This window comes from Dyella ginsengisoli (genome assembly GCF_044904665.1).
GTDB lineage: Bacteria > Pseudomonadota > Gammaproteobacteria > Xanthomonadales > Rhodanobacteraceae > Dyella_A > Dyella_A ginsengisoli.
In genome coordinates this window covers 216,552-230,432 of sequence record NZ_JADIKM010000006.1, presented here as the reverse complement: position 1 = coordinate 230,432, position 13,881 = coordinate 216,552, and the positions used below count along the sequence as shown (strand labels likewise).

The 13,881-nt window shown below is 70.4% G+C and carries 11 protein-coding genes and 1 pseudogene; 4 read left to right on the top strand and 8 right to left on the bottom strand.

All coding sequences use genetic code 11. The features are described 5' to 3' along the window. Positions 1–46: 46 nt before the first annotated feature. Both ISP17_RS18385 and adh read right to left on the bottom strand, forming a co-directional pair. Complete coding sequence (locus ISP17_RS18385; protein WP_404635794.1) at positions 47–1,249, bottom strand: porin; 1,203 nt, start codon at positions 1,247–1,249, stop codon at positions 47–49. Positions 1,250–1,515: 266 nt separating this feature from the next. After that, the gene (gene adh / locus ISP17_RS18380) at positions 1,516–3,036 is read right to left on the bottom strand and encodes an aldehyde dehydrogenase (RefSeq protein WP_404635792.1); all 1,521 of its coding nucleotides are present in this window, start codon (positions 3,034–3,036) and stop codon (positions 1,516–1,518) included. A 249-nt stretch (positions 3,037–3,285) separates the two neighbouring features. Here adh and ISP17_RS18375 point away from each other — a divergent pair, with 249 nt between their 5' ends. Next, complete coding sequence (locus ISP17_RS18375) at positions 3,286–5,205, top strand: sigma-54-dependent Fis family transcriptional regulator (protein WP_404635790.1); 1,920 nt, start codon at positions 3,286–3,288, stop codon at positions 5,203–5,205. 12 nt (positions 5,206–5,217) lie between these two features. Here ISP17_RS18375 and ISP17_RS18370 read toward each other — a convergent pair whose 3' ends face one another. Beyond that, positions 5,218–5,601, bottom strand: coding sequence for a peptidase C13 (locus ISP17_RS18370; RefSeq protein WP_404635788.1), 384 nt, complete (start codon positions 5,599–5,601; stop codon positions 5,218–5,220). Positions 5,602–5,701: 100 nt separating this feature from the next. Between ISP17_RS18370 and ISP17_RS18365 the strand changes: the two are divergent. Continuing rightward, a pseudogene (locus tag ISP17_RS18365) lies at positions 5,702–7,373 on the top strand (AMP-binding protein). A 1-nt stretch (position 7,374) separates the two neighbouring features. On the opposite strand, the gene ISP17_RS18360 reads toward ISP17_RS18365, so the two are convergent. Together ISP17_RS18360 and ISP17_RS18355 are read right to left on the bottom strand one after the other, a co-directional pair. Beyond that, positions 7,375–8,244, bottom strand: coding sequence for a pirin family protein (locus ISP17_RS18360; protein WP_404635786.1), 870 nt, complete (start codon positions 8,242–8,244; stop codon positions 7,375–7,377). Between the two features lie 128 nt (positions 8,245–8,372). Further along, complete coding sequence (locus ISP17_RS18355; protein WP_404635784.1) at positions 8,373–10,157, bottom strand: putative bifunctional diguanylate cyclase/phosphodiesterase; 1,785 nt, start codon at positions 10,155–10,157, stop codon at positions 8,373–8,375. Between the two features lie 148 nt (positions 10,158–10,305). Here ISP17_RS18355 and ISP17_RS18350 point away from each other — a divergent pair, with 148 nt between their 5' ends. Next, on the top strand, positions 10,306–10,431 hold the full coding sequence (locus ISP17_RS18350) for a hypothetical protein (protein WP_404635782.1): 126 nt from the start codon (positions 10,306–10,308) through the stop codon (positions 10,429–10,431). Positions 10,432–10,491: 60 nt separating this feature from the next. Here ISP17_RS18350 and zapE read toward each other — a convergent pair whose 3' ends face one another. Both zapE and ISP17_RS18340 read right to left on the bottom strand, forming a co-directional pair. Continuing rightward, the gene (gene zapE / locus ISP17_RS18345; RefSeq protein WP_404635780.1) at positions 10,492–11,607 is read right to left on the bottom strand and encodes a cell division protein ZapE; all 1,116 of its coding nucleotides are present in this window, start codon (positions 11,605–11,607) and stop codon (positions 10,492–10,494) included. A gap of 17 nt (positions 11,608–11,624) precedes the next feature. Further along, positions 11,625–12,311, bottom strand: coding sequence for an alpha/beta hydrolase (locus tag ISP17_RS18340; RefSeq protein WP_404635778.1), 687 nt, complete (start codon positions 12,309–12,311; stop codon positions 11,625–11,627). Positions 12,312–12,370: 59 nt separating this feature from the next. On the opposite strand from ISP17_RS18340, the gene ISP17_RS18335 reads away from it, so the two are divergent. Beyond that, complete coding sequence (locus ISP17_RS18335) at positions 12,371–12,985, top strand: acyl carrier protein phosphodiesterase (protein WP_404635776.1); 615 nt, start codon at positions 12,371–12,373, stop codon at positions 12,983–12,985. Between the two features lie 164 nt (positions 12,986–13,149). On the opposite strand, the gene ISP17_RS18330 is transcribed toward ISP17_RS18335, so the two are convergent. After that, entirely contained in the window at positions 13,150–13,671 is a 522-nt protein-coding gene (locus ISP17_RS18330) for a c-type cytochrome (protein ID WP_404636062.1), read from the bottom strand. Between the last annotated feature and the right edge of the window lie 210 nt (positions 13,672–13,881).

Here is a 13,881-nt window from a genome sequence, read left to right as displayed (position 1 = left end):
CGTGTTGGTCGAGTCGAGCGGTTCGGGTCGATCAGGCGGGGCCTGATCAGAAGAAGACGATGCCGCCGACGGAGCCGCCGTTGAGGCGGGCGGTGTGGCCGGCAAAGTCCTTCGAGCGGGTCTGGCCGAGTTCGAAGCTCAGCGTCACGCTCCTGGTCAGCGCGTAGTACGCGCCGGCGGTGACGTTGCTGTTGGACTTGAAGTCGGCGGCGCTGGTGCGGTCGTCGCGGTTGCGGCTGAGGCCGTCGCTGAGCCCGAGCTTGAGCTTGTCGGTGAGCGCGTAGGTGCCCTGCACCAGGTAGTTGATGCCCTTCAGGTCGCCCTGGTCGCCGTCGGTGAGGATGCCGATGCCGCGACCGGTCTGCACGTTGCCGAGCAGGCTGAAGCCACCGAGGGTGTACGACGCGCCGACCTCGGCCGCACTCATGGTGAACTGGGCCGGCATCGCGCCGGTGCCGTCCTTCGCGTAGAAGCGCTGCGTCTTGCCGCCGACCCAGGCCTTGAATGCGCCCGCGGCGTAGCCGAGCTGCAGCTGCACCTGCGGCGCCGAGCGCGAGTCGTACGCGCCGGTGTTGTCGACCGGGCTGAACACGCCGCCGGTGAAAGTGAAGCCGCTGGCGCTCGGCGAGGTGTAGACGATCTGCCCGTAGCTGCCCAGATAGGTGTAGCCGGCGCCGATGTGGCCGAGCGTGACGCGCCCGCGCTGGGTGGCCTGCACCGGGGCGCCGGCGCCCACCAGGGTCATGTCGCTGAGGATCGCATTGGCGCCGAACACGCCGTAGTCGCGGCCGAGTTTGACTGTGCCGAAGTCCGGCGTGCCCAGCGTGAAGTACGCCTGGCGCACGTCCACGCCGCTGTTGGCCGACAGCGCGTCGCCGGTGGCGGTGTGCGCCATGATGCCGATCTGCGCGCTGACGTCGATGCCTTCCTGCCGGGTGGTGAACTTGGTCACCAGCGCGTTCGGCAGCAGGCCGTTGCCCACCGTGGTGCGGTTCGGCTGGCCGCCGCAACCCAGCGCGCGGCCGGCCAGCGCGGTGCCGCCCACGTTGTCGCCCGAGCAGCTGACGGTGGTGTAGTACGCGTTGACGTAGCCGCTGACGTCCACCGTCCAGTTGTCGCCCTTGAACTCGGTGGCGCCGACGGTCAGCGGACTCGCTGCCAGTCCGATCAGCAGCAGCCCTGCCGGCAGTGCCCCGCGTTGATGTGCGCGGCGCTGTCGGGCGCCGGTGTCGCGTGTGCGTTGGTTCATGCCCCTCTCCCCGTGGATGTGATGTGCGCGGTGGCTTCGTTCGAGCGCCGCTGTCGTGGCCGGGTGGCCGTGCTGCCGTTTCCGCGTCACCGGTATCTGCAGGCCGCACGGCTCCAGCGCGCTCGCCCGGGGCGAGTCGCCGGCGGGGCAGGGCCCCGGTGTCCCGCTTGGCTGGGGATGACGGACGCCCCTCTGCGTCCGTCGTGCCGGTATGGCGGCGGTACGCGGATGGCGGCATGGCCCGCATCCGCGCCCGTGCTGCGCCGTCAGAAGAAGCCGAGCTTCTTCGGCGAGTAGCTCACCAGCATGTTCTTGGTCTGCTGGTAGTGGTTGAGCATCATCTTGTGGTTCTCGCGGCCGATGCCCGACTGCTTGTAGCCACCGAAGGCCGCGTGCGCCGGGTAGGCGTGATAGCAGTTGGTCCACACGCGCCCGGCCTGGATGCCGCGGCCGAAGCGGTAGCAGCGGTTGGCGTCGCGGCTCCACACGCCGGCGCCCAGGCCGTACAGCGTGTCGTTGGCGATTTCCAGCGCCTCGGCCTCGTCCTTGAAGGTGGTCACCGACAGCACCGGGCCGAAGATCTCCTCCTGGAAGATGCGCATCTTGTTGTGGCCCTTGAACACGGTCGGCTGCACGTAATAGCCGTCCTTCAGGTCGCCACCGTGCATCGCGCGCGCGCCGCCGGTGAGCAGCTGCGCACCTTCCTGCTTGCCGATGTCGAGGTAGGAAAGAATCTTCTCCAGCTGCTCGCTGGAGGCCTGCGCGCCGATCATGGTGGACGGGTCGAGCGGGTTGCCCAGCTTGATTGCCTCCACCCGCTTGATCGCCCGCTCCATGAAGCGCTCGTAGATCGACTCCTGGATCAGCGCGCGGCTGGGGCAGGTGCACACCTCGCCCTGGTTGAGCGCGAACATGGTGAAGCCTTCGAGCGCCTTGTCGAAGAAGTCGTCGTCGGCCGCGCAGACGTCCTCGAAGAAGATGTTCGGCGACTTGCCGCCCAGCTCCAGCGTCACCGGGATCAGGTTCTGGCTGGCGTACTGGCTGATCAGGCGACCGGTGGTGGTCTCGCCGGTGAAGGCGATCTTGGCGATGCGGTTGCTCGACGCCAGCGGCTTGCCCGCCTCTAGGCCGAAGCCGTTGACGATGTTGAGCACGCCCGGCGGCAGCAGGTCGCCGATGATCTCGGCCCACACCAGGATGCTGGCCGGGGTCTGCTCGGCCGGCTTGATCACCACGCAGTTGCCGGCGCCCAGCGCAGGCGCGAGCTTCCAGGTGGCCATCAGCAGCGGGAAGTTCCACGGGATGATCTGCCCGACCACGCCCAGCGGCTCGTGGAAGTGGTACGCCACGGTGTCGTCGTCGAGCTGGCTGAGGCTGCCTTCCTGCGCGCGGATGCAGCCGGCGAAGTAGCGGAAATGATCGATCGCCAGCGGCAGGTCGGCGGCCATCGTCTCGCGGATCGGCTTGCCGTTGTCCCAGGTCTCGGCGTGGGCGAGCAGCTCGATGTTCTGCTCCATGCGGTCGGCGATCAGGTTGAGGATGCGCGCGCGCTCGGCGGCGGAGGTCTTGCCCCAGGCGTCCTTCGCGGCGTGCGCGGCGTCGAGCGCGGCCTCGATGTCGTCCTTGTCGGAGCGGGCGATCTCGCAGAACGGCTTGCCGGTGATTGGGGTGATGTTCTCGAAGTAGCGGCCGGCCTTGGGCGCCACCCACCGGCCGCCGATGAAGTTGTCGTAGCGCTGCTTGAAGGGAACCTGCACGGCGAGATGCTGCTGTTCGAGTTTGGTCATGGCGTGGCTCCGCGTCTGGTGGAAGGTGAGGGGGATGGAGCAGGAGCCATGCCAGCAAGCTGTCGACATCGCTCTTTGCTGCACCGTGCCAACCGCGCGCAGCGCCGGTGCGCTGGGGAAAAAAATCCTGCCGCTGCATCGCAGCAGCGTCGCTCGCGAAGGTCGCGTTGCGCTTCGCAAAAGCGTGTGCTTTGTATCGGAACACGCAACGCAACAGGTGTCGCAATCTGCGACACCCCGGAGTGTTCCATGCGACACAACGCGATATCCGATTCGATCGACGCCGCCCGCCGCAGCTTTTTCGGTGATGGCGCCGCGCCTCGCGGCCTGGTGTCCGACACCATCCTCGCCTCGTGGCGACGCTGCCTGGAGCAGGGGCTGGTGGCCAGCGCGCGGCCCAGCGTGGCACCGGTGGAACGCGGCGCATTGGGCGAGATGCAGGAGCGCCACGAGGCGTTGCGCCGGCTGTGCCGGCCGGAGCTGGAGGCGCTCTACGCCAGCGCCAACCAGGCCGGCAGCATCGTGGTGCTGACCGCGCCGGACGGCTTCATCCTCGATGCGCTGGGCGATCCGGATTTTCTCGACAAGGCCGCGCGCGTGTCGCTGCGCCCCGGCGTGCCGTGGAGCGAGCAGGCCACCGGCACCAACGCGATCGGCACCGCGCTGGTCGAGCGTCGCTCGGTGGAAGTGCGCGGCGCCGAGCACTACCACGCGCCGCATCGCGTGCTCAGCTGCTCGGCCTCGCCGATCTTCGATCCGCAGGGCCGGGTGGTCGGCGTGCTCGACCTCTCCGGTCACGCCTCGGTGCACCATCTGCATGCGCTGGGCATGGTGCAGCTGGCGGTGGAGCAGATCGAGCATCGCCTGTTCGAAACCGCTTTCGACGGCGCCGACATCGTGCGCATCCAGCCCGACCCGGCGCTGATCGGCACCGCGCGCGAGGGCATGCTGGTGTTCGAGGGGCATCGCCTCGCCGCCGCCAACCGTCATGCGCTGCGCCTGCTCGGGCTGGACTGGAGCGAGCTGGGCAAGCGCCGCTACGACGAGCTGTTCGCCTCCGCCCTGCCGGTGCCCGGCAGCGTGGGCAGCATGCGCTGCCAGACCGGCGACATGGTGCACGCGCGGCGCGATGCGCAGCGCTCGCGCATCCACGTGCCCAGCACCGTGCGCGCGCCGCGCGAGCCGGCGCCGGCGAAGCAGGCGATCCGCCCGCTGCGCGCGCCGGCGGCGGTGTTCGATCCGGTGCTGGATGCGGCGATCGATCGCCAGGTGCGCCTGCTCGACGCCGACATCACCGTGCTGCTGCAGGGCGAAACCGGCACGGGCAAGGAAGTGGTGGCGCGCGAACTGCACCGGCGCAGCGCCCGCGCCCAGGCGCCGTTCGTGGCGGTGAACTGCGCCTCGTTGCCGGAGGCGCTGATCGAATCGGAACTGTTCGGCCACCAGCCGGGCGCGTTCACCGGCGCACGGCGCGAGGGCTCGCCGGGTCTGCTGCGCGAGGCGCACGGCGGCGTGCTGTTCCTGGACGAGCTGGGCGACATGCCGCTGGCCCTGCAGAGCCGGCTGCTGCGCGTGCTGCAGGAGCGCGAGGTGACGCCGCTGGGCGGCGGTCGCGCGCACGCCATCGATGTGCGCGTGATCGCCGCCACCCATCGCCAGCTGCAGCAGGGGGTGGAGCGCGGCGAATTCCGCGCCGACCTGTATTTCCGCGTGGCGCAGTCGGTGCTGCACTTGCCGCCGCTGCGCGCGCATCCGGACGTGGCCGACACCGTGCGCCGCCTGTGGGCGGCGCTGGGCGCCGAGCAGGTGCCGATGTGGCTGGCGCCCGGGCTGGTGCAGCAACTGGCGGCCTGTCGCTGGCCGGGCAACGTGCGCGAGCTGGTCGGCGTGCTGCGCAGCCTGATGGCGCTGGGCACGGTCGGCGCCACGCTCACCGAGCACGACCTGCCCGACGGCTGGCGCGGCGCGGTCGCTCCATTGACGGGCGCACTGCCGGCGGCGGCCGCGGCCGAACCGGTGGCCGGCAACCTGCACGATCTCGAAGCGCAGGCGATCGACCAGGTGCTGGCCGCATGCCGCGGCAACATGGCCGCCGCGGCGCGCAAGCTGGGGATCAGCCGCAGCACGCTGTACCGCCGGCTGGAGGCGCGCCAGCCGCCGGGCGAGTGAACGCGGCCGGCGTCAGCGCGTGATGCTGACGTCGATCTCGATCGGATACGGCGCCGGCTGTCTTGGCGGCGCGGGCAGCGTCCACGTCACGAAGCTGGAGGCCAGGCAGGTCGCCAGCGGCGTGGCGGGCTGCACGTCGATGTGCGCGGGGCGGCCGTCCGCGCCGACGTCGGCGACCAGGGTGAACGGCGACTTGTCCGCCGGCGCGTTGCGGGCGATGCAGGCCTTCAGCGCGTCGGTCATCGGGTTGCCGATCTTCGCCCACAGCGCCTTCTGGTAGGCCGGGCCGGTCGCCGCGGCTTCGGCCAGCCGGCCCTGGGTGACGCGGTCGTGGAAGTCGTCGCCGCCCGTGGTGGCGGGGTTCAACAGCAGGGCCAGGGCGAGCAGGGCAGTCATGGGTGATCCAGTGCCGGCAAAGCGCGGACGTTAGCAGCTGACGTCGCCAGCGCGCAGTGGTACACGTGACGGGTTGCACCCGTTCCCGAGGATGTCGCGCATGCATGCACTCCCCAGCCACGTCGCCGGCCGCACCGACCTGCCGCTGCTCGACGACACCGTCGGCGGCCTGCTGGCGCGCATCGCGGCGCGCTGGCCGGAGCGCGACGCCCTGGTAGTGCGCAGCCAGCACGTGCGGATGAGCTACCGCACGCTGCGCGCCGAGGTGCAGCGCGTTGCCGCCGCGCTGCTGGCGCTGGGCCTGGCGCCGGGCGAGCGCGTCGGCATCTGGGCGCCGAACCGCGCCGAGTGGGTGGTGCTGCAGTTCGCCGCGCCGATGGCGGGGCTGATCCTGGTGAACATCAACCCGGCCTACCGCTCGCACGAGCTCGCCTTTGCGCTCAACCACGTGGGCTGCCGCGCGCTGGTGCTGCCGCGGCGCTTCAAGACCTCGCACTACTTGGACATCCTTGCCGCGCTGGCGCCAGAGCTGGCCGCGTGCGCGCCGGGTGAGCTGCACGCCACGCAGCTGCCGGCGCTGCGCGAGGTGATCGTGCTGGACGACGAGCCGCAGCCGGGCACCCGGCGCTGGGCGGATCTGTCCGCCGACGCGGCCGCGCTCGACCGCCTGCGCGCTGCAGCCGACGCTGCGCGCCGACGACGCGGTGAACATCCAGTTCACCTCCGGTACCACCGGAGCGCCCAAGGGCGCCACGCTGACCCACCGCAACATCGTCAACAACGGCTGGTTCATCGGCGAGGCGATGCGGCTCACCGAGCATGACCGGCTGTGCATTCCGGTGCCGTTCTACCACTGCTTCGGCATGGTGCTGGGCAACCTCGCCTGCGTCACCCACGGCGCCTGCATGGTGATTCCCGGCGAGGGCTTCGACGCGCTGGCCACGCTGGAAACCGTGGCGGAGGAACGCTGCACCGGCCTGCACGGCGTGCCCACCATGTTCATCGCCGAGCTAGAGCATCCGCGCTTCGCCGAGTTCAATCTGTCGACCCTGCGCACCGGCATCATGGCCGGCTCGCCGTGCCCGGTGGAGGTGATGCGCAAGGTGGTCGGCCAGATGCACATGGCCGAGGTGACGATCGCCTACGGCATGACCGAGACCAGCCCGGTGAGCTTCCAGACCGTGCCGGACGATCCGCTGGAGCGCCGCGTGGACAGCGTGGGTCGCGTGCAGCCGCACCTGGAGGTGAAGCTGGTCGACGAGCACGGCGTCACCGTGCCGCGCGGCGCGCCGGGCGAGCTGTGCACGCGCGGCTACTCGGTGATGCGCGGCTACTGGAACGATGAAGCGCACACCCGCGAGGCGATCGACGCCGAGGGCTGGATGCACACCGGCGATCTCGCCACGCTCGACGACGACGGCTACTGCCGCATCGTCGGCAGGCTCAAGGACATGGTCATCCGCGGCGGCGAGAACATCTATCCGCGCGAGATCGAGGAGTTCCTGTATGGCCATCCAGCCGTCCAGGATGTGCAGGTGTTCGGCGTGCCCGACGCGAAGTTCGGCGAGCAGGTGTGCGCGTGGGTGCGCCTGCGCGAGGGCATGCAAGCGAGCGAGGCGCAGATCCAGGACTACTGCCGCCATCATCTGGCGTACTACAAGGTGCCGCACTACGTGCGCTTCGTCGACGCGTTCCCGATGACGGTCACCGGCAAGGTGCAGAAGTACCTGATGCGCGAGGCGATGGCGGCCGAGCTGGCCGCGCGCGGTTGAATCAGAGGCGGCCGAGCCGTCCGGCTTCGTAGTCGCGCACCACGCGCATCACGTCCTGATGCGTGTTCATCACGAACGGACCGTGCTGCACCAGCGGCTCGTGGATCGCGGCACCGGCCACCACCACCACGTGCGAGCGCGTGCCTACGCCGCGGATGCGCAGCAACACGTCGGCGCCGTGGGCGCCCGCCGTGACCGCGGTGGTGGCGGGCAGGGCGCGCGTGCTGGCGCCGTCGGCGGCCAGCGCCAGCTCGCCGGAAACCGCGTAGCACCAGGCGTTCCAGCCGGCCGGCAGGGTCAACGGAAAGGTGGCGCCGGCGTCGATGCGACCATCCAGGATCAGCAGCGACTGCGGCAGCCCCAGCGGCGAGCGCAGCGCGCCGAAGCTTCCGGCGAGCAGGCGCAGCCGGCTGCCGGGCAGGGTGATCAGCGGCACGTCGGCCGCCGCCAGGTGAAAACTCGCTGGCGGCTGCTGCTTCAGGTCGCTGGGCGAGTTGACCAGGATCTGCAGCACGTCCAGCGAGAGCGAGTCGCCGCGCGCGCGTGCCTGACGCACCACCCCGCGCCCGGCCAGCGTCCAGTGCAGATCACCGGGCCGCACGCAGTGGCTGGCGCCGGCGCTGTCGGTGGTTTCGATCTCGCCCTGCGCGTGCTCGAACACCATCGTAGCCACCGACAGGCCCGCATGCGGCAACGGCTCGACGTCCGGTCCGGCCGACTGCACGTGATCGACCACCAGCAGTGGCGACATGTCGCGATCGAACGCATCGTGGCGGAACTGGCGCAGTCGTCCGCCGGCGCCGGCCGGATGGACGCGGGGCTGCAGTGGACGGGAAAACACCGGATCGCGGGCGGGCAAGGGGCCGTGCATGGCGTGCCTGGGGAGGAGGGACGCCGCACTGTGCCGTGCCGGCGGTCGGCAGGTTGTGCCGGCCGTCACGCGGGTGCGCGCCGCGGCGTCTGCCTACGTCCGGTTGGGCGGCGGTTCACGCAGGCGGATCAGCCCACTGCGGCATCGCGCAGCGCCAGCCAACCCGGCAACTCGCCGGCCGGCATCGGTCGCGCGATGTGGAAGCCCTGTACCTCGTCGCAGGCCATGCCGCACACGGCGGCGTAGATCTGGGCGGTCTCCACGCCTTCCACCACCACGCGAAAACCCAGCTCGCGCGCCAGCTCGGTCATCGCGCGCACGATCGCGCCGTCGTGGCGGCTGGCCTCCATGGCGCGCACGAACGACTGGTCGATCTTCAGGCTGGTGGCGGGCATCTGCCGCAGCGATGCAAGGTTGCTGTAGCCGGTGCCGAAGTCGTCGATGGCGATGCCGATGCCCAGCGCGCGAATCGCCGCCAGATGCTCGCGCGTGGTGTCCGAATGCTCCAGCAGCGTGCTCTCGGTGAACTCCAGCTCCAGCGCGTCCAGCGCCACGTCGTGGCGTCGCGCTGCGCTGCGCAGACGCTCCACCAGTTCGCTGCCGAGGTCGCTGCTGGACACGTTGAGCGACAGCTTCAGCGCCAGCCCCGCCCGCTGCCACGCGCCGAGCTGGGCGATGGCGTGGTCGAGCACCCACTCGGTGAGCGTGCGCATCAGCCCCGCCTGCTCGGCCAGCGGAATGAAGCGGCCGGGCGGGATTGCGCCCAGCGTGGGATGGCGCCAGCGCGCCAGCGCCTCCACCGCCACGCAGCGGCCGCTGGCCAGTTCCACCCGCGGCTGGTAGTGCAGTTCGAGCTCGGTGCGGTCGTTGAGCGCAGCGGCCAGCTCGGTGACGAGGAAGAACTCCTGCCGGTGCTGTTCGTCATGCGCGGGCTCGTACACCGACCAGCCGCGCACGCTGTCCTGGGCCGCATGCGTGGCGCTCATCACCAGCCGCAGCGGATCGCCGCCGTCGAGTTCGCCGACCTCCAGGTTGAGCAGGCCCACGCCCGGCTGGATGGTGAGCGGAATGCCCAGGCAATCGAACGGCTGGCGCAGACGGTGCACCAGCTCGTCCATCTGTGCGCCGTCGACCGCGTGCGGCGAGTCCGGCAACACGGCGGCGAAGCGATGGATGCCGACCTGGTACAGGTGGGTGTGCTCGGGCATCCACACCTGGATGCGGGCGGCGACGTCGCGCATCAGTTCATCGGCGTAGGCGTGGCCCATCGCGCGTATGAAGGCGTTGAAGCGGCTGACCGGGGCCACGTCGATGGCGATCAGCCACGCGCGATGGGCGCCGCTGCGCTGGCGTGCGCGCAGGTCCTCGAAGAAGGCATTGCGATGGGGTAGCTGGGTGACCGGATCGGTGCGGCCGAGATAGCTGCCCAGCACCAGTCCGGTGCCGGCCAGCTCGGCGGCATCGCGCAGGTCGTCGTGCTCTTTCTCGGAAAGCCCATCGCGCGGGGCGTAGTCCATCACGCAGAGCGCACCGACATGCTGCCCACTGAGCGTGTACACCGGCTCGCTGGCGAAAAAACGCATCGATGCCGTGCGCAGGTCGGTGAGCAGCGGCACGCCGCCGAAGCGTTCGTCGGCGTTGGTATCGGGCACCACCTGGGTTTCGCCGTGGCGGGCCGCCTCCAGGTACAGCGGATGCAGCGCCTGCGGCGAGTGCGGGCTGCGCGCGTCGTCGCTGAACCAGTACGCGCTGCCGGTGGCCAGCACCAGCGACACCACCGGCACGCGCAGTGAATGGGCGGCCAGTCGCGCCACCGCGTCGAAGCCCGGCACGGCGAAGCCGTCCGCCATGTCGATCGGGTTGAGCACCTCGCCGGGCGTGTCGTCCGGAGCGGTGTCCGACTCGCTTGCCATTGCCTTCCCCTGTTTCTGTGCATCCCTGCGCGGCGCTGCCGCCGGGCCGGTCGTATGCCCGGCATGCACATGAATTTAATGCAGATTCAGTCTTTTCGGCGGGCTGCTCCGTATCTGAAGCGCTGCCCGGGCCCCGCCGGGCACCGCCGTGTTCATCCGCGCGGATGCCCGCTACTTCGACTGGAAGAGCGAGGTGCAGCTCAACGGCGCGGGGATCGGCGAGGTGAAGGTGAACCCGTGGATCTACGGCGTGAGCGCGGGCTACCGCTTCTGATCCGTAGCGTTCGCCAGACGCTTATCGACGGCCGCCTCCGGGCGGCCGTTTTCGTAGGTGCTACTCGGGCCGGTGCGGCGCGGCGAGGTAGTCCTCGCTCTGCATCTCGATCAGCCGCGATTCGGTGCGGCCGAACTCGGCACGCAGGCGCTCGCCGTCGTACAGCTCGGTGATCGGCGCGGCGGCGGACAGCACCAGCTTCACGCGGCGGTCGTAGAACTCGTCCACCAACTGCACGAAGCGCCGGGCTGCGTCCTCGCTGTACACGGTGAACTGCGGCACGTTGGAGACCAGGATGGTGGCCGAGGATTTCGCCAGCGCGATGTAGTCGGCCACCGCGCGCGGACCTTCGCACAGCGCGTCGAAGGTGAACCACAGCACGCCCTCGGCGCGGCGGCGCAGCGGCACGTCGCGGCCGTTGAGGGTGATCGCGCCGCCGTCGACCGGCTCGTCCTGCGCCTGGCTGGCGAAGATGCGCGTCAGCGCGCGCTCGGCTTCCGCGCCGGGCGGTGTGAGGTAGACCGGCGCCTGGCTCAGCGCGCGCAGGCGCCAGTCGCGCGAGGACGCCATCTCCACCACGTGGCAGTGCTTCTGCAGCAGTGCGATCGCCGGCAGGAAGCGGGCGCGCTGCAGGCCGTCGCGATAGAGGTTGGCCGGCGCCGTGTTGGAGGTGGTGACCAGGCTCACGCCGCGCGCGAACAGCGCGTCGAGCAGGTTGGCCAGGATCATCGCGTCGCCGATGTCGCTGACCAGGAACTCGTCCAGGCACAGCACGCGGCAACGCACGGCGATGCGGGCAGCCACCTCCACCAGCGGATCGGCGCGCTCGCCCAGCGTGCGCAGCTCGGCGTGCACTTCGCCCATGAAGCGATGGAAATGCCGCCGCAGCGCGGTACCTGCCGGCAGGCCGGCGACAAACAGATCCATCAGGAAGGTCTTGCCGCGGCCCACGCTGCCCCACAGGTACAGCCCCGGCACGGCATCCACCGGGTCGCCGCCGAGCAGGCTCTTGAGCCGTCCGAACAGGCCGGGGCTTTCCGGCACGGCGCTCAGCGCCGCGTGCATGCGGTCGAACTCGGGCAGCACGGCGAGCTGGGCCGGATCGCTCTCCCAGCGGTGGGCGGCCACGCCCTCGTGGTAGCGCGCGCTGGGCGCGCCGGATGCGGTATCGGTCATGGCGGGGACGGGACGGGTCAGGCGCGCTCGGGCGGCAGCCAGCGGCGCGCGGCGGCCTTCACGGCACCGCGCAGGTCCATCAGGCGGCGGTGGAAGAAGTGCCCGGTCTCGGGCATGCGCACCAGCTCGGGCTTGACCTCGAGGCTGTCGATCCAGTCGAACACCGCCTGCGGCTCGACCACCTCGTCCTCCTCGCCCATCACCACCAGCCACGGGCAGGTTGGCAGCTCGAAGCCCTCGAATGGCCAGCGTCCGGCGGGCGGGGCGATGCTGATCAGCGCCTCGGCGCCCAGCCGCACCGCGTTGCGGATGGTCACGTAGCTGCCGAAGGAGAACCCGGCCAGCCACAGCGCTTCGCCGGGGCGCACGCGACGCACCCAGTCGGCCACCGCGGCGAGATCGTCGCCTTCGCCGTTGCCCTCGTCGTAGTGGCCTTCCGATTCACCGGTGCCGCGGAAATTGAAGCGCACCGTGTCCAGCCCCGATTCGCGCAGCGCGCGCTCGACCATCGTCACCACCTTGTTGTGCATGGTGCCGCCCTGCACGGGGTTGGGATGGCAGACGATCGCCACCCCGCGCCGCGCGCCGGGGCGCTCGGCGAGGTCGGTGATGGTCTCCAGCATGCCGGCCGGGCCGCGCAGCATGAAGCCGGCCGCCTCGTCGGGAAAGCTCGCCGGATCGGCGGGAAGCGAGAGCATGTTCATCCCGCGGATGATAACCGGCCGGCTTGTCGATCGCCCGGTATGCCCGCATTTCTCGGCCCATGAACCATCTCGCGCATGCCCTGCTGGCCGGTGACGACGACGCGCTGCGCCTGGGCGGCATGCTCGGCGATTTCGTGCGTGGTGCGCCCGATGACGCGTGGCCGCGCGAGGTGGTCATGGGCATTCGCCTGCATCGCGCCATCGACGTGTACACCGACGCGCATCCCGAGGTGCTGGCGGCGAAGGCGCAGCTGGCGCCGCCGTACCGCCGCTACGCCGGCATCCTGCTGGACATGTGGTTCGACCACTGCCTGGCGCGCGACTTCCCGCGCTGGTCGGCGGTGCCGCTGGCGCGTTTCTCCACCGACCTGCGCGCGCTGCTGCACGACCGCGAGCCGCAGCTGCCGCCGGCGCTGCAGCGCTTCCTGGCCTACATGCAGGCACACGACCTGCCGGCCGCCTACGCGCGGACGCAGGTGCTGGGCCGTGCGCTTGCCGGCATCGGCCAGCGGCTGCAGCGGGCCAATCCGCTGGCCGACGCTTTGCCGGTGCTGCAGGCGCAGGCGAGCGCGCTGGACGGGCATTTCGAGGTGTTCTTTCCCGAGCTGCAGGCGTTTGCGCGCAGCTGGATCTACCAGGCCGGGATCGATCACGCGAAGGCGCGCCCGGATTGAGGCAGGCGGTGTCCGCTGACCACCTCGCCGGATCGTCCGCAGACCGGGCGGGGATCGGTGGTTCCGTCACCCCTCACCCCGACCTTCTCCGCGCGAGGGCGAAGGGGCGAACGAAAAACGCCGCCTCGCGGCGGCGTTTTGCTCTGAACTGATCGAAGCCGGGCTTACTTGGCCTGGTCGGTGATCCAGGTGACGGCGGCCTTGACCTGTGCGTCGGTCAGCGAGGGGTTGCCGCCCTTGGCCGGCATCATGTTGCCGTCCGGACCCTTGTAGCCCTCGATCGCGTGCTTCACCAGCGTATCCAGACCCTGCGCCAGGCGCGGAGCCCAGGCAGCCTTGTCGCCCAGCTTGGGCGCACCGGCCACGCCGGCGGTGTGGCAGCTGTGGCAGAGATTCTCGTAGATCGTCTTGCCGTCGGTGGTGCCGCCGTAGGCCACCTGCGAGGCGGCGGCCTTGGCCGCGGCTGCCTCGGCGGCGGCCATCGCCGCGCGTCCGGTGTCGCCGGCGTACACGGCGCCGACCGGCGCGATGCGCGCTTCTACCTGCTGCGGCGCGTTCGGGTTGGTTTCCTTCGGCTCGTGGTTGTAGATCGCCCAGCCGAGGCTGATCAGCAATACGGTCAGCACACTCAGGCCCGCGATCAGCATCGAGAACTGACGCATGAAGCTCTGATCGGATTTGGTCAGGGAACCGCTCACGAACGTACTCCAGTCAAAATGTGGGGCCACCATTGGCCCCAGGCGCGGAACGACGCCATCCCGCAGGGGGCGGCGTCGCGGCAGCCGCGGGATTATAGACGAAGCCCGGCGCAAGTTTCAGCGCGTCGACGTGGCGGCCGGTCGCAGCCCGGGGTATCGTGCGCGGGATCGAATCGCACCCAGTCCCCCGTCATGCAT

What these genes read in the sequence shown, in the direction of transcription:
- ISP17_RS18335 (WP_404635776.1), top strand. Translation starts at nt 12,371, where the DNA reads ATGAACCATCTCGCGCATGCCCTGCTGGCCGGTGACGACGACGCGCTG.
- ISP17_RS18370 (WP_404635788.1), bottom strand. Translation starts at nt 5,601, where the DNA reads ATGACTGCCCTGCTCGCCCTGGCCCTGCTGTTGAACCCCGCCACCACG.
- zapE (WP_404635780.1), bottom strand. Translation starts at nt 11,607, where the DNA reads ATGACCGATACCGCATCCGGCGCGCCCAGCGCGCGCTACCACGAGGGC.
- ISP17_RS18375 (WP_404635790.1), top strand. Translation starts at nt 3,286, where the DNA reads ATGCGACACAACGCGATATCCGATTCGATCGACGCCGCCCGCCGCAGC.
- ISP17_RS18355 (WP_404635784.1), bottom strand. Translation starts at nt 10,157, where the DNA reads ATGGCAAGCGAGTCGGACACCGCTCCGGACGACACGCCCGGCGAGGTG.
- ISP17_RS18360 (WP_404635786.1), bottom strand. Translation starts at nt 8,244, where the DNA reads ATGCACGGCCCCTTGCCCGCCCGCGATCCGGTGTTTTCCCGTCCACTG.
- ISP17_RS18385 (WP_404635794.1), bottom strand. Translation starts at nt 1,249, where the DNA reads ATGAACCAACGCACACGCGACACCGGCGCCCGACAGCGCCGCGCACAT.
- adh (WP_404635792.1), bottom strand. Translation starts at nt 3,036, where the DNA reads ATGACCAAACTCGAACAGCAGCATCTCGCCGTGCAGGTTCCCTTCAAG.
- ISP17_RS18340 (WP_404635778.1), bottom strand. Translation starts at nt 12,311, where the DNA reads ATGAACATGCTCTCGCTTCCCGCCGATCCGGCGAGCTTTCCCGACGAG.